We start from the raw sequence: 21,976 nt of genomic DNA, 5'->3' as shown, positions 1-21,976 counted from the left end.
CGACAGACTCTGTTAAGATTCCGGCCTCTCACGTTTCCTATCCTTCAGCGAGCCCTCCGGGTTGTCGTTGATGTCGTTGTTTCTGGAGTTTTCATGCTGTTTCCCATTCTGCTCCTGTCGGCCGCTGGCTTTACTGTGCTGACCACAGAATTCGTCATCGTCGGCCTATTGCCGTCCATCGCCCGCGACCTGAATGTCAGCGTGTCCCAGGCCGGGCTGCTGGTGACGTTGTTTGCGTTCACCGTGGCGGCGTTCGGCCCGTTTCTGACGGCCTATTGCGCGCGTTTCCCACGCAAGCGGCTGTTTATCAGCATTTTGATCATGTTTGGCGTGGCCAATACCGTGGCGGCACTGGCACCGAACATCTGGGTGATGGCGGTGGCGCGGTTGATTCCGGCGCTGGGTTTGCCGGTGTTCTGGGCGCTCGCCAGCGAAACGGCGGTGGACATCGTCGGCCCCGAGTTCGCTGGGCGCGCCATCGAGAAGATTGGCTTCGGTATCGTCTGCGCTACGGTGTTCGGCATTCCGGTGGGCACGCTGATTTCCGACATGTTCGGCTGGCGCAGCGCGTTTGCCATTCTTGCGGTGGTGGCGGTGGCCAAGGCCTTGTTGTTGTTTATCTACCTGCCAGTGACGGCGCCGAAGCACGATGAAGTGACGTTGCGCTCGCAATTCAAGATCCTGCGCAACCCGCTGATGCAGGGCCATATCCTGCTGTCCATCCTGGTGTTCAGCGGCATGTTCACCGCTTACACCTACCTGGCAGACATCCTTGAGCGCCTGGCCGGGTTCGATGGCACGTTGGTGGGCTGGTGCTTGATGGGCTTTGGCGCGGTCGGTTTGATTGGCAATTCGTTGGGTGGGCGCGCGGTGGATCGCCATCCGTTGATCGCGTCCATGCTGTTCTGCGGCTTCATGATCGCCGGCATGGTGGCACTGGTGCCGGCGATTCACTCCACCGTCGGCCTGGCGGCGGCGATGGCGGTGTGGGGCGTGACCCAGGCGGCGATGTTCCTGGTCAGCCATGTACGACTGATGAAAGCCGCCCCCCATGCGCCTGCGTTTGCTGCGTCGCTGAATATTGCCGGGGCCAATCTGGGGATCGGCCTTGGGGCGCTGGTCGGCGGCCATGTGATCGACACACTCGGCCTGGGCAGCCTGGGTTTTGCGGCGTCCGGGTTTATCCTGCTGTCGATCCTGCTGGCATTGTGGCTGATGACCGCCAAGCAACCGGTCGCCTCCAACGCCTGATCCGTCAGGACGGGGGGGTAAACAACTCCCGCCGAGCACCTTCGGTAATCGCCACGATGCCGGGGTGCTTGACCTTGCGTTCCACCGAGATCGCGTAGAAGGACTCGGTCACCGCGACGGTCTGGCCAATCAGTGCAACGCCGTACTGGCGCACCACCTCATCGGCGATCACGCTGGGGGCGATGAAGATGCCGCTGCCGGACTGGCCAAACGCCTGCATCAAGGCGCTGTCATCGAATTCACCGATGATCCGTGGTTGAATCTGTTGCTCGGCAAACCAGCGCTGCAAACGGCTGCGCACGACGGTTTCCGCACCCGGAATCAATAGTGGTGCGCCATGCAGGCAGTGTGGGAAGTCGCCGCTATATCTGTCAGCCAAGGCTTGGGTGGCGAAAAAACTGATGCCACATTCTCCCAGCTTCTGGCTGTAGCCTTTGATATCCAGGTGCGTCGGCATGGGGCTGTCGGAAATCACCAGGTCCAGGCGCTGGATCGCCAGGTCAGCCAGCAGGCGTTCGAGTTTGTCCTCGCGGCACGTGATGCGGATCGGCTCGCTCAGCTCCATGGTCGGCGCGATCAGCCGGTAGACGATGGATTTGGGCACCACGTCCGCCACCCCGACGCGAAACTGGATCTGTTGTTCGTCGGGTTGTGCGCGCAGCATGGCTTCCAATTCATTACCGGTCTGGAACATCTGCTCGGCATACGGCAAAGCCTGGCGCCCGGCTTCAGTCAGCTCCAACTGGCGACCGACGCGCTGAAACAGCGCGACACCAAAGGTCTGCTCAAGCAGGCTGATCTGCCCGCTGATGGTCTGGGGCGTGAGGTTAAGCTGCTCACAGGCGCGCACGATGCTGCCAGTCTTGGCCACCACCCAGAAGTAGTGCAGTTGTCGGTAATTGAGCATGGCGGCCATCACTTCGTAAAAAGCGAAGTATACGCGGGGAAAATACGAATTTTCCTGAACTGTTCTCCTGCATAGAATGCCTCGCTATCGCGGGGCCACTATTTGGACCCAATGGTTCTAACGAGGAATACGTCATGAAACTCAATTCTCTGGGCGCGGCATCGTTGCTTGCGCTTTCATTGGTAGTGATCAGCGGTTGCGATCAGGTCGAAAAAAGCGCCCAGCAAGTGTTGGGCAAGGCTACCGAGTCGGCCAAGCAAGCGATCGATGACACCCACAAAGCCGCCGAACAGGCATTGAGTGAAGCGACAAACGGCCTGATCACCCCGCAGCAGAAGGATGATCAGGAAGAGAAAGCATCAGAATCGAACAGTAAAGAAGCCTAACTGCCCGCGCTTAATTTCCCGTACAACGTCAGGACTGACCTATGGATTACCTGTTACAGCTGGCTGCCAGCCCCACCGCCTGGGTTGCCCTGGCCACCTTGATCGTCATGGAAATCGTGCTCGGCATCGATAACCTGATCTTTATCTCGATCCTCACCAACAAGCTGCCGCAGAAGCATCGGGCCAAGGCACGGCGCATTGGTATCAGCATGGCGTTGATATTGCGCCTTGGCCTGTTGAGCACCATCGCGTTTATCGTGCAACTGACCACGCCGGTATTCGAAGTACTCGGCCAGGGGTTCTCGTGGAAGGACATGATCCTGATCGCCGGTGGCCTGTTCCTGGTGTGGAAGGCGACCACCGAGATCCATCACAGCATGGACCCCGAGCCCGAAGAGAAGGCCAGCGTCGGCAATACGGTAGCCATCGGTTTCGCCGCGGCCATCGGGCAGATCCTGTTGCTTGACCTGGTGTTCTCCATCGACAGCATCATCACCGCCGTGGGCATGACCGAGCACTTGCCGATCATGATCATTGCCGTGGTGACCTCGGTGATCGTGATGCTGGTGGCGGCCGAACCGTTGGCCAAGTTCATCAATGACAACCCGACCGTGGTGATGTTGGCCCTGGGCTTCCTGATCATGATCGGTATGACCCTGATCGCCGAAGGCTTTGGTGCCCATGTGCCTAAAGGCTACGTTTACGCGGCCATGGCGTTCTCCGCGGCCATCGAATGTCTGAACATTGCCAGGCGCAACCGCCACAAGCGTTTGCTGGCGGCCCGGCAGTAACGGCTGAAACCAAAAGGCCGGCTGCGCTCACAAGAGCTCAGCCGGCCTTTTGCTGTCTGTTAGAATTCGCGCACTTGATAGCGTGAGGTCATACATGAACGAGCCGATTCGTCTTACCCAGTACAGCCATGGCGCGGGGTGTGGCTGCAAGATATCGCCCCAGGTATTGGAGGTGATCCTTGCCGGCAGCGGCGCGCAGAACCTCGACCCCAAGCTGTGGGTGGGCAACGCTTCGCGCGATGATGCAGCGGTGTACGCCATCGACGATGAGCGCGGCGTGGTCTCCACCACTGACTTTTTCATGCCGATTGTCGATGATCCCTTCGACTTCGGGCGGATTGCAGCGACGAACGCCATCAGCGACATCTACGCCATGGGCGGTGACCCGCTGATGGCCATCGCCATTCTCGGCTGGCCGGTCAATGTACTGGCACCGGAGATTGCCCGGGAAGTGATCCGTGGCGGCCGTTCCGTGTGCGACGAAGCTGGAATCCCCCTGGCGGGCGGCCACTCCATCGATGCCCCGGAGCCGATCTTCGGGCTGGCGGTCACCGGCATCGTGCAAAAGCGCCATATGAAACGCAATGACACCGCAACCGTGGGTTGCCGGCTTTATCTCACCAAACCCCTGGGCATCGGCATCCTGACCACGGCTGAGAAGAAGGGCAAATTGCGTGAGGCGGATATCGGCCTGGCGCGTGACTGGATGTGTACGCTGAACACACCTGGCAGCCGTTTCGGCAAATTGACGGGTGTCACGGCGATGACCGATGTCACCGGTTTCGGCTTGCTGGGCCATCTGGTGGAAATGGCCGACGGCAGCCGCCTGACGGCCCGCATCGAATACAACAAAGTCCCACGTCTGCCGGGGATTGAGGACTACCTGGATCAAGGTTGCATGCCGGGTGGCACCCTGCGCAACTTCGACAGTTACTCCGCCAGGCTCGGGCGCCTGCAGGAGTTGCATAAGCGTGTGCTGTGTGACCCACAGACCAGCGGTGGCCTGTTGATCGCGGTCACCCCCGAGGGTGACGCCGAGTTTCATGTCGCCGCCGCCGAACTGGGCCTGGCCCTTGAGCCTATCGGCGAACTGGTTGAGCGACAGACCCACGCGGTAGAGGTGTTTTGATGGCCGCTGACATCACCGACTACCGCGATATCTTCCTCAATGACCGGCCGATGATGGATACCCGCGCGCCGGTCGAGTTCGTCAAAGGTGCCTTCCCGGGTGTAGTCAACCTGCCGCTGATGAGCGATAACGAGCGTCAGCGGGTCGGTACCTGCTACAAACAGCAAGGCCAGCAGGCCGCAATCGTGCTGGGCCACGAGCTGGTGTCCGGGGCAATCAAGGCTGAACGCATCGATCAGTGGGCGCTGTTCGCGAAGACCAATCCCGATGGCTACCTGTATTGTTTTCGCGGCGGTTTGCGCTCGCAGATCGTGCAGCAATGGCTCAAGACTGAGGCGGGCATTGAGTACCCGCGTGTGGGCGGCGGTTACAAAGCCATGCGCACCTTTTTGCTGGAGACGCTCGAGCAAGCGGCAACGCAGTGTGATTTCGTATTGCTCGGCGGCATGACCGGCACTGGCAAGACCGAGGTGCTCGGCCAGTTAAACAACGCCCTGGACCTGGAAAACCATGCCAACCATCGTGGTTCCAGCTTCGGCAAGCGCGCCACGGCGCAGCCGTCCAACATAGACTTTGAAAACCGCTTGGCGGTGGACCTGCTGAAAAAACGCGCAGGGGGTATCCAGCAGTTCGTGATCGAGGACGAAAGCCGCATGATCGGCAGTTGCGCGCTGCCGTTGCCGTTGTACAAAGGCATGCAGACGTATCCGATGGTATGGCTTGAGGACAGCGTCGAAGGGCGGGTCGAGCGCATCTTGCGCGATTACGTGGTGGACCTGTGTGCCGAGTTCATCGCGCTGTTTGGCGAGCAGGGCCACGCGGTGTTTGCCGGGCGTCTGACCCAGAGCCTGGCCAACATCCACAAGCGCCTGGGTGGGGAGCGCTTCCAGCGGCTGCAGGCGATCCTGCAGGACGCGCTGGCGGAGCAGGCGCGTAGCGGTGCAGTGGATTTGCACCGCGTGTGGATCGAAGCCTTGTTGCGCGAGTATTACGACCCGATGTATGCGTTTCAGCGGGAGAGCAAAGGCGCGCGGGTCGAGTTCGCGGGAGAGCAGAGGGCAGTAGTGGAGTATCTGCGTAACAGGGTGAATGGGTGATATTCAAGGGCCTATTCGCGAGCAAGTCACTCCCACATGTTGACCGTGTTTCTGCAGGGTAAACGCGGTCTGGATGGGCGCGCGGCGGTGCGACGATTCGACTTGCTCGCGAAAGGGCCATCAGCCCCACTGAATAACTACAGGATGAGCGCCCCGATCAGCCCACACACCACCCCCGCCAGCATGGTCAACCCGGCCACCGTAATCAGCACCCTTGCATCAAAGTCCTTACGCAGCATCAGCAGCGACGGTAGGCTCACGCTGGGCAGGGTCATCAGCAACGCCACGGCCGGGCCGGTGCCCATGCCCAGGGTCATCATGGTTTGTACGATGGGAATCTCTGCGGCGGTCGGAATCACAAACAGCGTGCCGACGATTGCCAGTGGCACCAGCCACATCAGGCTGTTGGTCATGGCGCCGTCCACATGGGGGAATAGCCAGACTCGCGCCGCGCCCAGGACCAGCACCGCCAGGATATAGATCGGAATTGTGCTCCAAAACAGCTGCCACAGGGTGCGTAACCAGCGACTCAGGAACGGTTGCGAGTCGACAATATTGACCTCGGCTATCGCATCCAGTGCGGCTGCCGGCACCTGTTCAGACCGCGCAATGCGCTGCGCCACGAGAGAGACACCCACCACCAGCACAATCCCCGCCACCAGCCGCAGGGCGGTAAAGCCCCAGCCCAGGACAAAACCCATGAACACCAGGGTGGCCGGGTTCAACACCGGGTTGGCGATCCAGAATGCCAGCGCGGCCCCCACCGATACTTGCTGACGCCGCATACCCGCCGCGACCGGCGCCGCACAGCAACTGCACATCATCCCCGGCAAAGCAAACAGCCCGCCGCGCAGGGTGGAGCCCAGTCCGGCGCGGCCAAACAGACGCAGCAACCAGTCGCGGGGAATCAGCACTTGCAGCAATGAGCCAAGAATCACCGCCAGCACAGCGGCCTTCCAGATCGCCAGGAAATACACCTGGGCATAGGCCAGCGCCGCCGCCAATGGTGAGCGTTGTTGATCGTTGAGAATCGAGGCGCCGATGCTGTGGTTATCGGCGGCAACGAAGGCCTTGAGGTAGTAGGGGGACCACTTCACATAGTAGAGGCCAACGCAGGCTACCAGCAGGAACAGTGCAGGTTTCCACCAGATAGACCAGCCCCGGTTGGGCTGGGAGGAAGTGAGGTTAGGCATGGGGATGATCCGCAGGTGAGTCGATAGCGGCATATCATACGCTGTCAGCTATCGGCACTCACCTGCGTGGGGTTCGGGCAGGTCTGTTCACCGTTGTTCAAGCCTTGCTTGTAGTTGCGGCTCAGCAGCGAGGCCTTGCCGTTGTGCCAGGTCAGCGTCAGCACATACAGGGTGTCGTAGTCGCTGCCCGACCAATCGTCGGTGATGGTGTGCTTTTCGCCCGACGCTTCACTCGCCACCTTGTTGATCAACTCCGGCAGATAGCCGTGGGACCAAGCGGTGTAAATCGTGGCGTTGTGGTACTTGTCTTCCACCAGCTCATCGGCGAGGGCGCTGGTGTCGTTCGCGGAAAATTTGATGTTGACCGGCAGGCCGAGCTTGATCGCGCTGGGGCTGATGGTCATCAGGGGGCGAATGTAGCTGTAGGAATTGTCCAGCTCACCTTCCTCCACATTACGTGTGGGGTTGGCCGCAAATACGAAGTCGGCATTGCCGAATTTTTCCGGCAGCAGGGTGGCCAGGTTCATTGCTCTGTTGAGGCCTTGGCAATTGAGTTGGCCCAGGCCGCCTGCCGGTTTTTCACCATGGCGCAGGAACACCAGGGTTTGTACGCCGTTCACCTGTTCGGCCCTGCTGACGCGCGATTCAAGGGTCAGGCCGATAGCGCCGCCTACGAGCAACAGCGGCAACATGATGTATGAATATCGTTTTAGGCGTAGCGCAAGGCACAACGGCTTGATGGTCATTATTGTCGAGTCTTCAGTGCATCGGATTAAGGCGGACAAGCCCGGCCCCAGTGACGCATCCGGCGTCCTGCGGTGTTCCCTGTCAGTATTGCGGTTCGCCTCCGTTCACCGTTTAAGCGCACTTAAGAGTGCGCGAGGGCCTATTGGTTCGCCCAGACGGGATAATAGCCAGCGGTTGTTGCGTATTGATGACCCATGCAGGACACGGGACAGATGTCTATCATGGAGCCTTTCTGTTCAGGAGCTCCCCGATGAACTCACTCGCTGCCTTCCCGATCAACAGCAAATGGCCCGCCCAGCATCCCGAGCGCTTGCAGCTGTACTCGCTGCCGACACCCAACGGGGTAAAAGTCTCGATCATGCTCGAAGAGCTGGGGCTACCTTACGAAGCGCATAAAATCAGCTTCGAGACCCAGGACCAGTTGTCTCCCGAGTTCCTGTCCCTGAACCCCAACAACAAGATCCCCGCGATCATCGACCCCAATGGTCCCAGCGGCCAGCCACTGGCGTTGTTCGAGTCCGGCGCGATTCTGATCTACCTGGCGGAAAAAACCAGCCAACTGCTCTCCGAAGACCCGGCCACCCGCTATGAAACGATTCAGTGGCTGATGTTCCAGATGGGGGGCATCGGCCCGATGTTTGGCCAGTTGGGGTTTTTCAATAAATTTGCCGGCAAAGCCTACGAAGACAAGCGCCCCCGCGACCGTTACGCTGCCGAATCCAGGCGCCTGCTGGACGTGTTGGAAAAACGCCTGCTGGGCCGCACCTGGATCATGGGTGACGACTACAGCATCGCCGACATCGCCACCTTCCCGTGGATCCGCAACCTGATCGGTTTCTACGAGTCCGGTGACCTGGTGGGCATCGCCGACTTCCCCAATGTACTGCGTGCGTTGGACGGTTTCGTCGCACGGCCAGCGGTGATCCGTGGCCTTAGTATTCCGAGCTGAGCATGCCGACGTTCGATTTCAAACAGCTGGATGTCTTCAGCAGCGTTTCGCTCAAAGGCAACCCATTGGCGGTGGTGTTCGGCGCCGATAGCCTGACCGACCAGCAGATGGCGGACTTTGCCAACTGGACCAACCTGAGCGAAACCACGTTCCTGCTGACCCCGCGCGACCCCGAGGCGGACTACCGGGTGCGGATTTTCACGACCTTGCAGGAACTGCCTTTTGCCGGGCATCCGACACTGGGCAGTTGCCACGCATGGCTGCAGGCGGGCGGTATTCCCAAAGGTGAGGAAATAATCCAAGAGTGCGAAATCGGCTTGGTGCGTATCCGTCGCCAGCATGATGAGCTGGCGTTTATCGCACCGCCTTTGTTGCGCGCCGGGCCGGTGGAAGCGCCTGTCATAGAGCGCGTTCGCCTGGCGTTGGGCTTGGCGCCAGAGGCCATCTTGCGTAGCCAGTGGGTCGACAACGGCGCGGGATGGTTGGCAGTGATGCTGGCTGATCGCAATCAGGTGCTGGATCTGCAACCGGATTACTCACAACTGCTCGGTTTGGCCGTGGGTGTGATCGCCCCCTGTGATCCCGCGAGGGACGACGTGGATGCGCAATTTGAAGTTCGCGCCTTTATCGCGGGCGACGGCGCCCCGGAAGACCCCGCCACCGGCAGCTTGAATGCCGGTGTCGCGCAATGGCTGCTGGCCGAAGGCCTGGCGCCTGAGCGCTATGTGGTCAGCCAGGGCACTGCGCTGGGGCGTGCGGGGCGTATTCGCATTGAACGCCAGGGTGAGGAAATCTGGGTGGGTGGCGCTGTGGCGGTGTGTATCGAAGGGCGTTTACAGCTCTAGATCAATAAATTGTTACGGCCCTCGCAATACACTATTGGGCCCTCCGGGTTTGTGTTGCCGGTGCCTGGGGGCATAAGCTTCGCCCCAAAGTTTTGACCTTTATCCAGGATTGCCATGACCAGCCAGTTCCCCCAAGCCCGTCCACGCCGCCTGCGCCGCTCCCCGGAGCTGCGTGGCTTGTTTCAGGAAAGCGAGTTCACCCTCAACGACTTGGTGCTGCCGATTTTCGTCGAAGAAGAAATCGATGACTTCGTACCCATCACCAGCATGCCGGGCGTGTTACGCATCCCCGAGAAAAAATTGGCCGGTGAAATCGAGCGCTATGCGCGTGCCGGCATCAAGTCGGTGATGACCTTTGGCGTGTCCCACCACTTGGACGCCAACGGCAGCGACACCTGGAAAGAACGCGGCCTGGTTTCGCGCATGTCCTCGATCATCAAGGACGCGGTGCCGGAAATGATCGTGATGTCCGACACTTGCTTCTGTGAATACACCGACCATGGCCACTGCGGCGTGATGCACGGTGCGCATGTCGACAACGATGCGACGCTGGTCAACCTCGGCAAGCAAGCCGTGGCCGCTGCCCGTGCAGGCGCTGATGTGATCGCCCCTTCGGCAGCGATGGACGGTCAGGTCCAGGCAATCCGCCGCGCCTTGGACGACGCCGGTTTCACCCACCTCCCGATCATGGCTTACTCCACCAAATTCGCCTCGGCCCTCTACGGCCCGTTCCGCGAAGCCGGCGGCAGCGCGCTCAAGGGTGACCGCAAAAGCTACCAAATGAACCCAATGAACCGCCGCGAAGCCGTGCGCGAATCGCTGCTGGACGAACAGGAAGGTGCCGATGCGTTGATGGTCAAGCCGGCCGGCGCCTACCTCGATATCATTCGCGATATCCGCGAAGCCTCGCGTTTGCCGGTGGCGGCTTATCAGGTCAGTGGCGAGTACGCGATGATTAAGTTCGGCGCCCAGGCTGGCGCGATTGATGAGGATCGTGTGGTGCGTGAGACCTTGGGGTCGATCAAGCGCGCGGGGGCGGATTTGATCTTCACCTACTTCGCGATGGACCTGGCACTGGCCGGGATCTAGAAAAAACCGCAAGTCTAAATGTGTGTGGGCTTGCCCGCGATGACGGCAGGTCAGTTGCAAATATTCAGCTGACCCACTGCCATCGCGGGCAAGCCCACATTGTTTGATTGCAGTGTTTATCAGCGCTGCGCAAACGCCAGGTTCAAGCCCAACCCCGCAAAGGCCGCCGCGAAACTGCGGCGCAGCCAGTTCTGCACCCGTGGCGACTCGATCACTGCGCGGCGAAACACATTGGCCAGCAGGCCATACATCACGAACACCGCAAACGTCATCGCCATGAATACAGCACTCAGCACCAGCATTTGCTGGGCTGGGGCCGTGCTGCCTGGCGTGACGAACTGGGGCAGGAAGGCCAGGAAGAAAATGGTCAGCTTCGGGTTGAGAATGTTCATCAACAGGCCGCGCAACATCAGGGTCCGTGCACTTGAAAGCGCAGGGGTGTCGCTGACCGCAAACGCCGAGCGATCCCGCCAAGTGGCGTATGCCACGTACAACAGGTAGGCGACGCCTGCGTACTTGAGCGTATCGAACGCTAATGCACTGGTGTGCAATAGGGCGGACAGACCAAGAATCGAAGCCAGTAAGTGGGGAATGATCCCGGCGGTACAGCCCAGCGCGGCGAACACACTGGCGCGCTTGCCGGCGGTGAGTCCTGTGGACACGGTAAAAATCACGCCGGTGCCGGGAATCAGCACGACGATCAGGCAGGTGATGAGGAAGTTCAGGCTGAGCATGGCATTCAAACTCCGTGTACGAATGGTCGATGACAGATCCTGTCACGTTTGTGATTGCCTGGCGAGCACGCCAACGCGGCGAACCCTGGTTAGACTTACCGGTCGATATCTGCAACGCCCGGCCCGCCGTCATCCAAGGAAACCCCATGTATTCAAGCCGCCTGATCCTGTGCCTTGCCACGTTGCTGGTGCTGGCCGGTTGCTCTACAACCCGCAACCCGCAACAGCCCGAGCGCAGCGAGGCTGAGGTGAAGGCGCAGATCGTGCGCTTGCTGCCGGCTAACGTCTCGGACCGCAACGGTTGGGCCCAGGACATCTACACCGCCTTCGACACCCAGAAAATCTACGCCAGTACGGAAAATATCTGCGCCGTGCTGGCGGTGACCGAACAGGAATCCACTTACCAAGTCGACCCGCCCGTGCCGAACATGGGCAAGATCGCCCAGGATGAAATCCTGCGGCGTGCCGGTAAGGTCCATGTGCCAGCCTTTTTCGTACGCAGCGCACTTCAATTGCGCTCGCCCACGGGCAAGACATACGCCGATCGCCTGAGCGCCGCTCGCACGGAGAGGGACCTGAGTGGCATCTTTGATGACTTCATCAGCATGGTGCCCCTGGGCAACACGTTATTCGGTGGTTTCAACCCGGTGCATACCGCAGGTCCGATGCAGGTCAGCATCGACTTTGCGCAGAAACAGGCACGGGGTTATCCCTACACGGTGGACGGCACTATTCGCCGTGAAGTCTTCAGCCGCCGTGGCGGCATGTACTTCGGTATCGCGCATTTGCTGGGTTACCCGGTGAACTATGACCAGCCTCTGTACCGCTTCGCCGACTTCAATGCCGGTTGGTATGCCAGTCGCAATGCCGCGTTCCAGGCCGCCGTCAGCCGTGCCTCGGGCACCGAGTTGGCGCTGGATGGGGATTTGATACGGTACGGCTCATTGCTACCCGGCACCACCGAGTTGGCAGTGCGTTCCCTGGGCGCGAAGCTGGATATGCGCAATCCGAGCATCCGCAGCCAGCTGGATCAGGGTAAGCAACTGGATTTTGAAGAGACCGCTCTGTACAAACGCGTGTTCGCACTCGCGGACAAAGCCGCCGGCAAGCCGATGCCACGGGCGATCCTGCCGGGCATCGTGCTCAAGAGTCCGAAGATCACCCGCAACCTGACGACGGCGTGGTTTGCCAAGCGGGTGGATGAGCGGTATCAGCGTTGCATGAAGCGCTGATCAGGTGCGGCGTTTGACAAAGCGGCGCCACAGCCACACCCACAACCACACCACCGGGAACGCCAGGATCACGAACGGCAGCACATAGCTTGAGCGTTCCAGGGCGTCGGCAGTGCCCTCGACCATATTGTCCCCCAGGTTGCTGAACATCCGACTGAACCGTGACGGCTGGTTCGCGCCGTCAGAGGAACGGAAGTTCAGGGTCACGCGGTTGGTGTCGAGACGGCGTTGCTGGCCGGCAGCGACTTGGGCGAGCGCCTGCAATTCGTTCTCTATACCCGCCTGTTTATTGCTCAGGGCGATCAGGTCACTGACCGTGATGTCCTTGCGTTTGGCCAATTCATCCAGGCGTTGTTGCTGGGCCAGCAGGCGGTCCTGGCGGCGGCGTACGTCGGCGACCGCATCGGCCAGGTCCTCGGCGGTGGTGATGCGTTGGCCGAGTTTGCCACCTTCAGCGGCCATCGTGACCATCGGCTCCACACCCGTCGGCGCGATACGCAGAATGATCTGGCCACCGTTGCCGTCTTCGGTGATGCCCAGGATATTGCACGCGCCAAAGCGTGCTGTTTCGCAGGCCTCGCGTGTCGCCTGCATGCGCGGCGCGAGCAGGGCGCCGGGCATGGCCAGGCTCAGCTCGTGCTCGTAGGCCAATTGCGCACCGGCACGACTCTGCTCGCCGTTGATCACCCTGGCGCGGGAGTGGTCCTTGGGCGAGCAGCCAACCAGGGCCAGGCCGGCGACCAAGATTATTAAGCCGGTGCGAAGCGGATGGGGCTTGCCGTCCAGATGGCGCATTGCTGTTCCTTGCGGGGTGCGGGGGATTTTACGGCGATTAAAGCGGGTCTGGTGGATTAACGCAAAGCATCGCGGGGGATTTGCGTGATGGATGGTAATGGCTGCTGCTTGTGGCGTGGCGTACACCTCAATCTTCAGTTCAAGGAAGCGTTCGCCATGATCGCCCACTCAGTGCCCGAAGGTTTCGTTTCGCTGCCCCGCAGCAGCCCATTGCTTGATCTGCTTGGCCCGGCGTATTGCCGGGGTGATGGCGTGCACCTGGAAATCGCCCTGCGTGCCGACAATCGCCACGCCAATGGACGCGGCACGGTGCATGGCGGCGTGTTGGCGACCTTGGCGGATGTCGGCATGGGCTACGCGATGGCGTTTTCCAGTGAGCCGCCACTGCCGCTGATTACCGCGAGCATGACCTTGGATTACCTGGGGGCGGTGCAGGTTGGGGAGTGGATCGTGGTGCGCATGGAGCATTACAAACGCGGGCGGCAGATGGCGTTTGCCACGGTGAGCCTGCAGGTGGGGGAGAAGGTGGTGGCGCGGGCGAGTGCGGTGTTTGCGGTGCCGCGCAGTAGCTAGCGAGCAAGCTCGGCCCCACATTTGAACTGTGTTTTTTCAGGCGTATCGCGAAAAGAAAAGGCCCGGTTTTCGTGGAACCGAGCCTCCTCCCTGTTGCTCTTTGAATCAGCTGCGCTCGAGAGCGAGTGCCACGCCTTGGCCGCCGCCGATGCACAGCGTCGCCAGGCCTTTCTTGGCGTCGCGTTTGATCATTTCATGCAGCAGGGTCACCAGCACGCGGCAGCCTGAGGCGCCAATCGGATGGCCGATGGCGATGGCGCCGCCGTTGACGTTGACCTTGTTGGCGTCCCATTCCAGTTCTTTGCCTACCGCCAGGGATTGCGCGGCGAAAGCTTCGTTGGCTTCGATCAGGTCCAGGTCGCCCAGGCTCCAACCGGCTTTGTCCAGGCAGCGGCGGGTGGCCGAGACTGGGCCGATACCCATGATGGCCGGGTCGACGCCTGCGTTGGCGTAGCTGGCGATGCGCGCCAAGACCGGAAGGCCGAGGGCCTTGGCCTTGTCTGCACTCATCAGCAGCACCGCAGCAGCGCCATCATTCAGGCTGGACGCGTTGCCGGCGGTGACGCTGCCGTCTTTCTTGAAAGCAGGTTTGAGCTTGGCCAGGGACTCGGCGGTGGTGCCGGCGCGCGGCTGTTCGTCCACGGCGAAGGCTACCGGGTCGCCTTTGCGCTGGGGAATCAGGATCGGGGTGATCTCATCCACAAAGCGGCCGGCTTCGATCGCAGCAGTCGCTTTTTGCTGTGAGGCGGCGGCGAACGCATCCTGGGCTTCACGGCTGATGCCGTACTTATCGACCAGATTCTCGGCGGTAATGCCCATGTGGTAGTCGTTGAACGCGTCCCACAGGCCGTCGGTGATCATGCTGTCGAGCATCTTGGCATGGCCCATGCGCAAACCAGTGCGCGCGGCGGGCAGTACGTACGGGGCCAAACTCATGTTCTCCATGCCGCCGGCAATGATGACCTCGGCGTCACCGCAACGGATGGCTTGGGCGCCCAGGTGCAGGGCCTTGAGGCCTGAGCCGCAGACCTTGTTCAAGGTCAGGCTTGGCACCGCATGGGGTAGGCCGGCGAGGATCGAGGCCTGGCGCGCCGGGTTCTGGCCGCTGCCCGCGGTGAGCACCTGGCCGAGGATCACTTCATCCACTTCGGCCGGGTCCAGGCCGGTCTGTTCCAACAAGCGACGGATCACGGCGGCGCCCAGTTCGGGTGCCGGGATATTCGCCAGCGAACCCTGGAAGCTGCCCACGGCGGTGCGGGTGGCAGCAACAATCACGACGTCTTGCATGAGCTCTGTCCTCACTGGAAGTGCATTTCTGGAACGTGGTCCGGGACGATCAGTTTACCGGCGGTCTTGCTCACAATCTCTTCCACGCTGACGCCAGGTGCGCGTTCCTTGAGGACAAAAGCGCCATTTTCGATTTCCAGGTACGCCAGGTCAGTCAGCACACGCTTGATGCAGTTCGCACCGGTCAGCGGCAGGCTGCACTGGCTGAGCAGCTTGGATTCACCATCCTTGGACGCGTGGGTCATGATCACGATGATGTTTTCTGCACCGGCCACCAGGTCCATGGCACCGCCCATGCCTTTGACCAGCTTGCCGGGGATCATCCACGAGGCGATGTTGCCCTGTACGTCCACTTCAAATGCGCCGAGCACGGTGAGGTCGACGTGGCCGCCGCGAATCATCGCGAAGGACTCGGCGGAGGAGAAGATCGACGCACCGATGCGTGCGGTGACGGTTTGCTTGCCGGCGTTGATCATGTCGGCGTCAATCGTGTCTTCGGTTGGAAACGGGCCCATGCCGAGCAGGCCGTTCTCCGATTGCAGCATGACTTCCATGCCTTCGGGAATGTAGTTGGCCACCAGGGTCGGAATGCCGATGCCAAGGTTGACGTAGAAACCGTCCTGCATTTCGCGGGCGACGCGTTGAGCCATTTGTTCGCGGGTAAGAGCCATTTTATGAGTCCTTATTGTTCGGGCTGGAGGCGGATTATTTGCGCACGGTGCGCTGTTCGATGCGCTTCTCGAACGTGCCGCAGATGATCCGGTCGACGTAGATGCCAGGGGTGTGGATCTGCGCCGGGTCCAGCTCGCCCGGTTCGACGATTTCCTCGACTTCGACCACGGTGATCTTGCCGGCGGTGGCTGCCAGCGGGTTGAAGTTCTGGGCGGTGTGGCGGTAGATGACGTTGCCGAAATGGTCGGCTTTCCAGCCTTTGACGATGGCGAAGTCACCGGTGATGGATTCTTCCATCAGGTACGGGCGACCGTTGAATTCGCGGGTTTCCTTGCCCTCGGCAACCGGGGTGCCGACGCCGGTGGCGGTAAAGAAGGCTGGGATGCCGGCGCCGCCTGCGCGCATTTTCTCGGCCAGGGTGCCTTGGGGGGTCAGCACCACTTCTATTTCGCCGCTGAGCAATTGCTTCTCGAACAGGGCGTTTTCACCGACGTAGGACGCGATCACTTTGCTGATCTGCTTTTCTTCCAGCAGCACGCCCAGGCCAAAACCGTCGACGCCGCAGTTGTTCGAAACCACGGTCAGGTTGCGGGTGCCTTTGCGCTTGATCTCGGCGATGAGGTTTTCCGGAATGCCGCACAGGCCAAAACCGCCGGAGAGGACGGTCATGCCGTCTTCAAGGCCTGCCAATGCTTCCTCGTAGGACGCCACGCGTTTATCGAAACCTGCCATATGCACCTCTATTATTGTTTGTGGGCCAGCCAATGAACCGAGTGTTGCTCTGACGGATTGATTTGTTAAGTTGTTTTTTTAGGTTGATTGATTTAGAAAACAGAATAATTGGCTTCAAGCCGCAAGCTTCAGCCTAGTCAGCGGCCGCTTTAACTTGCAGCTTTCAACCAGGCACTTGGAGCTTACCCATGACCGTTAAACAGATGAGGGCTTTTCTCGCCGTGGCCCAGAGCCTGAGTTTTGCCGCCGCCTGCGAGCGCCTGCATCTTTCCCAATCGGCGCTGAGCCTGACCATCAAGGGGCTGGAAGAAGGGTTGGGCGGGCGCCTGTTCAGTCGCAATACGCGTAACGTTGCGTTGACCCCTGAAGGCGAATCCCTGTTGCCCCTGGCGCGCCGACTGATTGCCGACTGGGACAACGCCGAAGACGAACTGCGCCAGCGCTTCACCTTGCAGCGGGGGCGCGTCACGGTGGCGGCGATGCCGTCGTTTGCCGGCAATTTGCTGCCGCCGATCCTGAAAATATTCCGCGCGCGTTACCCTCAGGTAAATGTGACCGTGCATGACTTGATCAATGAGCAGGTGCTGGAGATGGTCCGCGATCGCCAGGTGGAGCTGGGCGTGGCATTCGAGCCCTCCGCAGGATCATCGCTGGCGTTTACCCCGCTGTACCTGGACCGGTTTATTGCGGTTGTGCCGGGTGACTCAGTCTTGGCGCAATGCACAGAAATCGATTGGAAAATCCTGCTGGAGCAGCCGTTCATTACGCTGCAACGGCCTTCGACGGTGCGGGTGATGCTGGAAGAACACCTGGGCGCCCTGCAGATGAAGTTGCCTGTAGCACTGGAGAGTCATCAACTGGCGACAGTGGGCAAGATGGTGGCGAATGGTTTGGGTGTCAGTGCCGTACCTGCATTGTGCGCGCGGCAGATGGTCGAGGCGGGTGCCCATTGCATCACCTTGAGCAATCCGGTGATTGAACGGCCGATTGGGGTGCTGACCAAGCCAGGGCATGAACTTTCGGCGGCAGCGCAGGTGCTGTTTGATATTTTTTGCGATGAGGCGGGGAAGGGACGATTACCCGCGTTGTTATAAAACACGTATTAAAAAGCCCGCTCGAATTAACGAGCGGGCTTAAATGTTTAAGGCTGTGTAATCAGCAGTATCTATCAATCACTTTAATCTGCGATTGGCCGTTGAGGTTCTGCCATTCGGTATTAAGTGTGTGGAAGACCTGTTCGATAAAGTTGCGATCGGCAGCAGCCTTCTTGCCAACATAACCCTGGCCACGGCGGTACATCTTCAGGCGTGCCGCCAGTTCACGGTTATTGCGGTCGAACTCGGCTTCTTCGGTATGGGGCGCCAGGCAGTCAATTTGGACTTCGCCCGATTTGCCAATCCACAGGATATGGTCGTCGAGCGTGTCTTTTTGCGCTGCGAACATCTCAGCCAATTCATCGATAGTGGGTTGGTTGTTCAGATTCATGTGTAAGCCCCTTGACCAGTTGGCGATCTATCAATTGATTCGTTAAAACTGCTTAGTTGTCTCCGGTTTTGAAAACCGGGCGTCAGCGACTGTCTGCCGAATACGGGCAGGGTCTTGAACCTGATGCATGTAGTCTTGCTGATGAACTGCTACGCAATGCTTTCTCAACGAAGACAAGCAGCACTTGCGCTCCTTGTACCGATCCTCTCGGGCCGGTCAGCTTCATCAATCCGCCTTGTGGGCAGTGCACATCCGGAAAAAACAGCTCGGCGGTCAGACGAGCTCTTTCAAAACGCTTGTTGCCAACGCTCCCGATCCGGGAGACGTCTCGATAATGCAAGGACAAAAACGTTACGTCAACGATTATGTAGTGATTATTTTTGGTCACTACATAATTTGTTGTGGGGGCGGGGTAATGCGGAGAAACGTGACTTGGGCGTCATTTTTTGGAAGGGTGGGTCGTAGGCTTTCCGTCGCTAATTCACCGCATCACCCATGGGGGAGCGAGCACGCCCGCCCCACATTTTTGAATTGCAGTGTTTTTGCTATTGCAATCGTTCAGCCAATAACGGCAACAGCAGCTCGCAGGACGCTTCGATCTTCACCTGCAGCAGCTCATCCCCCCGAGTCTTGCCCAGGTTGATGGCGATCACCGGTTTGCCTTGCTCGACCATCGCTTTGCACAGACGAAACGCCGAATAGGCCATGAGCGACGAACCCACTACCAGCAAACCTTGCGCATGTTCCACCGCAGCCATTGCCTTGGCCGCTGTCGGCGGGGCTACGTTTTCGCCAAAAAACACCACGTCCGGCTTCAAGCGTTCGCCGTTGCAATGGGGGCAGCGGGGGACCTGGAAGCGCTCTTCGAAGGCCGGGTCCAGCAAGGTGTCGCCATCGGGCGCTTGCACGGCATCGACGCCGGCCAGGTAGGGATTTTCGATTTCCATCACGTGCTGGATCACATCACGCCTGCTGTGCTGCAGGCAATCCAGGCACACTACCCGGTGCAGGCTGCCGTGCAGTTCGATCACTTCATCGCTTCCGGCTTGATCATGCAGGGTATCGACGTTTTGGGTGATCAGCCCGCTGACGCGCTCCCGATGCTGCAGTGTCGCCAGCGCCAGGTGGGCCTTGTTCGGTTGCGCAATGCGTACCCTCGGCCACCCGAGCATCGCCCGCGCCCAATAACGGCGCCGCGCCTGCGGGGTGGCGAGGAACTCTTGATACATCATTGGCGCTTTACCTCGGCGCACGCCTTCGCTGTCGCGGTAGTCGGGAATGCCCGACGACGTGCTGATCCCCGCACCGGTCAGCACCACAAAGCGCCGTTCGGCCATGGCTCGCTGCAGGGTGTCGAGGTGATCCTCTTGATGTTCCAGCGTGTCGAGCATGGGTTCCCCTATTCGCCGCGGATGTATTGCTCCAGCTGTTTGATCAGGTCAGCCTGTTCGGCAATGGCTTCTTTCACCAAGTCACCGATGGACAGCAGGCCCAGCAGTTTGCCTTCTTCCACTACAGGCAAGTGGCGCAGGTGACTGTCGGTCATGATGTTCATGCATTCATCGACGCTCTTGTGGGTGTCGACGGTTATCACCGGAGAGCTCATCACCTCATGGACTTTTGTGGTGACCGACGATAGTCCCTTAAGCATGATTTTGCGTGCGTAATCGCGTTCACTGATGATCCCTACCACCACGCCATCCTGGACGACCGGCAAGGCCCCGACGTTTTTCTCCGACATCCGCACCAGTGCTTCAAACACGGTATGGTCATGTTTGATGGTATGGACGTCCTGGTTTTTCTGGTCCTTGGCTTTGAGCACTTGTGCAACGGTTTTCATGGCGGCCACTCCGGTGTTGTTGTTAGGAAGTCCAAGTCTCTTTAAGAATCCTAGACGGCCCGCGCGAGGGCAAGGTCCAAAGCGGCGTTAAACCCTTCGAAAAACGTCATTCGCCGGATTTTTTCGGTGTTTACCCGGCATTTGTAGGCTTTCTTGCCCGCTTGGGGCTGGCTACGGTTTTGCGTGGCGCGCTTTTGCGTTTCTTTTTCCACGGCGCGGCGCCTTTGCCTGCCGGGCTGGCCGGGCCAGTGATGGTCATGCGCATGCCATTGCAGCGCGCGACTTGCTTGCTCATCCAGGCTGCCTGTTTGGCGACGAACTCCTCCAGGCTCATTTCGCCGCTTTGCACCATATCCAGGGCCTGCTCCCAGATCGCGGTAGTGCCTGGGTCGGCGATGGCGCGGGGCACCGCGTCGATCAGGCTGAATGCCGCCGGGGTAGCCGACAGCGCCTTGCCATTCTTCACCAGGTAACCACGGTCCAGCAGGCCCTGGATAATCCCGGCGCGGGTGGCTTCGGTGCCAATACCGGTAGTGTCCTTGAGCTTTTGCTTGAGCAGCGGGTCTTCCACCAGCTTGGCGACGTTTTTCATTGCCTTGATCAGGTCGCCTTCGGTAAAGGGCTTGGGCGGTTGGGTCCACAAGTCCTTGAGGTTGACCTTGGCCACCGCGTAATCCTGGCCCTGCACCAATGTCGGCAGCGCTTGGGGGACCGGCGCCTCACGTCCCTTGGCTGGCGCCAGGGCTTCGGGCAAGGCGCGTTTCCAGCCGGGCTCGATCACCACTTTGCCCACTGCGCGCAACGCTTGGCCGGCACAGTCAAAATCCGCCTGGGTACGATCGTATTCATGGTTGGGCAGAAACTGCGCCAGGTAACGCGCGCGAATCAAGGTGTAGACCGCACGATGCTTGCCCGAGAGTTGACCCACGTCCTTGCCGGCGCCGGTAGGAATGATGCCGTGGTGGGCGCTCACCTTGGCGTCGTTCCATGCCCGCGAGCGCCGCTGGGCATCGATATGCGGCATCAACTCGTTCACCGCTGCATCGGCGCGCCCCAGTGCGGCAAGGATCTTCGGTGCTTCACTGTGCTGACTTACCGGCAGGTAGCCGCAATCGCTGCGCGGATAGGTGATGACTTTGTGCGTTTCATACAACGACTGAGCGATATCCAGGGTTTCCTGCGCGCCGAGCCCGAGTTTCTTGGAGCAGATTTCCTGCAGGGTGCCCAGGTCGAAGGGCAGGGGTGCCACTTCGCGCATGCGCTCGGTACGCAACTTCACCAGCCGTGCGCTGGGGGCATTGCGCATGGCATCAGCGGCGTCCCGCGCCACTTGCGGGTTGAGGCAGCGGCCCTGGTCATCACAGGTGTCCTCGGCCGCACGCCATTGGGCGGTGAAGGTCATGCGCTCATGGTGCAGGTCGACATCGATGGCCCAGTAAGCCACCGGTACGAAGTCGGCAATGCTGCGGTCGCGGTCCACGACCAGGCGCAAGGTCGGTGTTTGCACGCGGCCTACTGGCAGCACGCCTTGATAACCCGACTGGCGCCCAAGCAATGTAAACAGGCGGCTCATGTTCATGCCGATCAGCCAGTCGGCGCGTGAGCGGCCCAGGGCCGAATGATACAGGCTGAAAGTCTCGGTGCCTGGCTTGAGGGACGCCAGGGCCTTGCGAATGGAGGCATCGTCCAGCGCCGACAGCCACAGCCGCTGGATCGGCCCGCGATAGCGACAATGCTCCACCAGTTCGCGCGCAATCATCTCGCCTTCACGGTCGGCGTCGGTGGCAATTACCAACGCCTGCGCTTCTCCCAGCAAACGCTTGACCGCCTTGAATTGGCTGGCGGTCTTGGGCTTGACGCGCATCTTCCATTTTTCCGGGACGATCGGCAGGTCGGCCAGCACCCAGCGCTTGTACTTGGCGTCGTAGGCATCCGGCGGGGCGGTTTCCAGCAGGTGGCCGATGCACCAAGTGACGGTGACCCCATTGCCCAGCCAGCACCCATCGCCGCGCCGGTTGGCGCCGAGCACGGCCGCGATATCCTTGGCCTGGGAGGGTTTTTCACAGAGGTACAGCCGCATGGTCATCACATCGGATCGGGTTGATGCAGTGCAGGATGCTTAGTAAGCGGCGTTGGGGCAACCATTATCTGTATGGATGTACAGCTGAAAGTTTCAAGCGACAAGCTGCAAGAAAGAGCCCATTGCCTTTTACTTGCTGCTTGTCGCTTGCCCCTTGAAGCT

The 21,976-nt window shown here is 60.1% G+C and carries 23 protein-coding genes; 11 read left to right on the top strand and 12 right to left on the bottom strand.

The window, feature by feature from the left end; all coding sequences use genetic code 11:
• The first annotated feature begins 93 nt into the window (after window positions 1-93).
• Complete coding sequence (locus AACY08_RS07880) at window positions 94-1,251, top strand: MFS transporter (RefSeq protein ID WP_339468907.1); 1,158 nt, start codon at window positions 94-96, stop codon at window positions 1,249-1,251.
• Window positions 1,252-1,255: 4 nt separating this feature from the next.
• Here the strand turns inward: AACY08_RS07880 and nhaR are convergent, their stop codons facing one another.
• A complete protein-coding gene (gene nhaR, locus AACY08_RS07875; protein WP_339420099.1) occupies window positions 1,256-2,158 on the bottom strand; it encodes a transcriptional activator NhaR in 903 nt (300 codons plus the stop codon).
• Between the two features lie 134 nt (window positions 2,159-2,292).
• Between nhaR and AACY08_RS07870 the strand changes: the two genes are divergently transcribed.
• From AACY08_RS07870 to mnmH, 4 genes are all read left to right on the top strand, one after another.
• Complete coding sequence (locus tag AACY08_RS07870) at window positions 2,293-2,544, top strand: hypothetical protein (protein ID WP_339468906.1); 252 nt, start codon at window positions 2,293-2,295, stop codon at window positions 2,542-2,544.
• 41 nt (window positions 2,545-2,585) lie between these two features.
• A complete protein-coding gene (locus tag AACY08_RS07865) occupies window positions 2,586-3,335 on the top strand; it encodes a TerC family protein (protein WP_339420103.1) in 750 nt (249 codons plus the stop codon).
• A 94-nt stretch (window positions 3,336-3,429) separates the two neighbouring features.
• The gene (gene selD / locus AACY08_RS07860) at window positions 3,430-4,464 is read left to right on the top strand and encodes a selenide, water dikinase SelD (protein ID WP_339420104.1); all 1,035 of its coding nucleotides are present in this window, start codon (window positions 3,430-3,432) and stop codon (window positions 4,462-4,464) included.
• A complete protein-coding gene (mnmH, locus tag AACY08_RS07855) occupies window positions 4,464-5,561 on the top strand; it encodes a tRNA 2-selenouridine(34) synthase MnmH (protein WP_339468905.1) in 1,098 nt (365 codons plus the stop codon). Before selD ends, mnmH begins: the two co-directional genes overlap by 1 nt.
• A 137-nt stretch (window positions 5,562-5,698) precedes the next feature.
• Here mnmH and AACY08_RS07850 read toward each other — a convergent pair whose 3' ends face one another.
• Together AACY08_RS07850 and AACY08_RS07845 are read right to left on the bottom strand one after the other, a co-directional pair.
• A complete protein-coding gene (locus AACY08_RS07850) occupies window positions 5,699-6,754 on the bottom strand; it encodes a permease (protein ID WP_339420107.1) in 1,056 nt (351 codons plus the stop codon).
• A 44-nt stretch (window positions 6,755-6,798) separates the two neighbouring features.
• A complete protein-coding gene (locus AACY08_RS07845) occupies window positions 6,799-7,500 on the bottom strand; it encodes a histidine phosphatase family protein (RefSeq protein ID WP_339420108.1) in 702 nt (233 codons plus the stop codon).
• A 251-nt stretch (window positions 7,501-7,751) separates the two neighbouring features.
• Between AACY08_RS07845 and AACY08_RS07840 the strand changes: the two genes are divergently transcribed.
• The 3 genes from AACY08_RS07840 to hemB all read left to right on the top strand — a co-directional run bounded on the left by AACY08_RS07840 (window position 7,752) and on the right by hemB (window position 10,384).
• Window positions 7,752-8,450 carry a glutathione S-transferase N-terminal domain-containing protein gene (locus AACY08_RS07840; protein WP_339468904.1) on the top strand — a complete coding sequence of 233 codons (699 nt, stop codon included), beginning with the start codon at window positions 7,752-7,754 and terminating at the stop codon, window positions 8,448-8,450.
• A 2-nt stretch (window positions 8,451-8,452) separates the two neighbouring features.
• A complete protein-coding gene (locus tag AACY08_RS07835; protein WP_339468903.1) occupies window positions 8,453-9,295 on the top strand; it encodes a PhzF family phenazine biosynthesis protein in 843 nt (280 codons plus the stop codon).
• Between the two features lie 114 nt (window positions 9,296-9,409).
• Window positions 9,410-10,384 carry a porphobilinogen synthase gene (gene hemB, locus AACY08_RS07830; RefSeq protein ID WP_339420111.1) on the top strand — a complete coding sequence of 325 codons (975 nt, stop codon included), beginning with the start codon at window positions 9,410-9,412 and terminating at the stop codon, window positions 10,382-10,384.
• A 119-nt stretch (window positions 10,385-10,503) separates the two neighbouring features.
• On the opposite strand, the gene AACY08_RS07825 is transcribed toward hemB, so the two are convergent.
• Window positions 10,504-11,118 carry a LysE family translocator gene (locus AACY08_RS07825; protein ID WP_339468901.1) on the bottom strand — a complete coding sequence of 205 codons (615 nt, stop codon included), beginning with the start codon at window positions 11,116-11,118 and terminating at the stop codon, window positions 10,504-10,506.
• A 146-nt stretch (window positions 11,119-11,264) separates the two neighbouring features.
• Between AACY08_RS07825 and AACY08_RS07820 the strand changes: the two genes are divergently transcribed.
• A complete protein-coding gene (locus tag AACY08_RS07820; protein ID WP_339468900.1) occupies window positions 11,265-12,350 on the top strand; it encodes a DUF1615 domain-containing protein in 1,086 nt (361 codons plus the stop codon).
• On the opposite strand, the gene AACY08_RS07815 is transcribed toward AACY08_RS07820, so the two are convergent.
• Window positions 12,351-13,145 carry a DUF4349 domain-containing protein gene (locus AACY08_RS07815; protein WP_339468898.1) on the bottom strand — a complete coding sequence of 265 codons (795 nt, stop codon included), beginning with the start codon at window positions 13,143-13,145 and terminating at the stop codon, window positions 12,351-12,353. It lies immediately after the preceding gene.
• Window positions 13,146-13,301: 156 nt separating this feature from the next.
• Between AACY08_RS07815 and AACY08_RS07810 the strand changes: the two genes are divergently transcribed.
• Complete coding sequence (locus tag AACY08_RS07810) at window positions 13,302-13,718, top strand: PaaI family thioesterase (RefSeq protein ID WP_339468897.1); 417 nt, start codon at window positions 13,302-13,304, stop codon at window positions 13,716-13,718.
• Window positions 13,719-13,823: 105 nt separating this feature from the next.
• Here AACY08_RS07810 and AACY08_RS07805 read toward each other — a convergent pair whose 3' ends face one another.
• Genes AACY08_RS07805 through AACY08_RS07795 form a run of 3 tightly spaced genes read right to left on the bottom strand, consistent with a single transcriptional unit; the run spans window position 13,824 to window position 16,409 of the window.
• Window positions 13,824-15,005: an acetyl-CoA C-acetyltransferase gene (locus AACY08_RS07805; protein WP_339468896.1), complete on the bottom strand. Its 1,182-nt coding sequence runs from the start codon at window positions 15,003-15,005 to the stop codon at window positions 13,824-13,826.
• Window positions 15,006-15,016: 11 nt separating this feature from the next.
• Complete coding sequence (locus AACY08_RS07800) at window positions 15,017-15,676, bottom strand: CoA transferase subunit B (RefSeq protein WP_065872325.1); 660 nt, start codon at window positions 15,674-15,676, stop codon at window positions 15,017-15,019.
• A gap of 34 nt (window positions 15,677-15,710) precedes the next feature.
• Entirely contained in the window at window positions 15,711-16,409 is a 699-nt protein-coding gene (locus tag AACY08_RS07795; protein WP_339420117.1) for a CoA transferase subunit A, read from the bottom strand.
• A 188-nt stretch (window positions 16,410-16,597) separates the two neighbouring features.
• Here AACY08_RS07795 and AACY08_RS07790 point away from each other — a divergent pair, with 188 nt between their 5' ends.
• The gene (locus AACY08_RS07790) at window positions 16,598-17,503 is read left to right on the top strand and encodes a LysR family transcriptional regulator (RefSeq protein WP_339468894.1); all 906 of its coding nucleotides are present in this window, start codon (window positions 16,598-16,600) and stop codon (window positions 17,501-17,503) included.
• A 61-nt stretch (window positions 17,504-17,564) separates the two neighbouring features.
• Here AACY08_RS07790 and AACY08_RS07785 read toward each other — a convergent pair whose 3' ends face one another.
• The 4 genes from AACY08_RS07785 to AACY08_RS07770 all read right to left on the bottom strand — a co-directional run bounded on the left by AACY08_RS07785 (window position 17,565) and on the right by AACY08_RS07770 (window position 21,814).
• Window positions 17,565-17,894, bottom strand: coding sequence for a hypothetical protein (locus tag AACY08_RS07785; RefSeq protein ID WP_339420121.1), 330 nt, complete (start codon window positions 17,892-17,894; stop codon window positions 17,565-17,567).
• Window positions 17,895-18,439: 545 nt separating this feature from the next.
• Entirely contained in the window at window positions 18,440-19,285 is an 846-nt protein-coding gene (locus AACY08_RS07780; RefSeq protein WP_339468893.1) for an NAD-dependent protein deacetylase, read from the bottom strand.
• Window positions 19,286-19,293: 8 nt separating this feature from the next.
• Window positions 19,294-19,734, bottom strand: a complete 441-nt coding sequence (locus tag AACY08_RS07775) for a CBS domain-containing protein (protein ID WP_339420123.1) — start codon at window positions 19,732-19,734, stop codon at window positions 19,294-19,296.
• A gap of 130 nt (window positions 19,735-19,864) precedes the next feature.
• Window positions 19,865-21,814 carry a DNA topoisomerase III gene (locus tag AACY08_RS07770; RefSeq protein WP_339468891.1) on the bottom strand — a complete coding sequence of 650 codons (1,950 nt, stop codon included), beginning with the start codon at window positions 21,812-21,814 and terminating at the stop codon, window positions 19,865-19,867.
• Between the last annotated feature and the right edge of the window lie 162 nt (window positions 21,815-21,976).

Origin of the sequence: Pseudomonas sp. EL_65y_Pfl1_R83 (genome assembly GCF_963970695.1) — a bacterium.
Taxonomy (GTDB): domain Bacteria; phylum Pseudomonadota; class Gammaproteobacteria; order Pseudomonadales; family Pseudomonadaceae; genus Aquipseudomonas; species Aquipseudomonas tritici.
Note: the sequence above shows the minus strand (reverse complement) of the source record. Positions and strands in the feature narration are given on the sequence as shown.